Origin of the sequence: Adlercreutzia sp. DFI.6.23 (genome assembly GCF_024462535.1) — a bacterium.
In the GTDB taxonomy this organism is placed as follows: domain Bacteria; phylum Actinomycetota; class Coriobacteriia; order Coriobacteriales; family Eggerthellaceae; genus Adlercreutzia; species Adlercreutzia rubneri.
This window is the reverse complement of record NZ_JANGBP010000755.1, coordinates 1-290: the sequence shown is the minus strand read 5'-3', so window position 1 is coordinate 290 and position 290 is coordinate 1. Positions and strand designations below refer to the sequence as shown.

Below are 290 nucleotides of genomic sequence, written 5' to 3'. Positions count from 1 at the left end.
AAAACGTCATCGTGAAATGCAAAGTCCAGGCCAAGGTGGCCGATTTCGGCCTAGCCGCCCTCATGGACGCCACGGGATCGGGCACCACCGGCGGCGGCACCATCGGCTACATGCCCTTGGAGCAGTTGCGTCAGGAGCCGCTCGATGTGCGCACCGACGAGTGGGCCCTGGCGAGTCTCACATACGAGATTCTCACGGGCTCGAACCCGTTTTTCGCTGATGATCTGGACGCGGCGGAGGAGGCCATCGAAGAGGCGGAGCTCGTGCTGCCGTCGCTGTGCTGGGACGAG

1 protein-coding gene is annotated in these 290 nt (G+C 63.8%); it reads left to right on the top strand.

Features of this window, described 5'->3' with window-relative positions:
- Positions 1-11 precede the first annotated feature (11 nt).
- Positions 12-290 (top strand): protein kinase (locus tag NE591_RS15335; protein WP_371130641.1); only part of this gene is annotated, 279 nt, incomplete at its 3' end.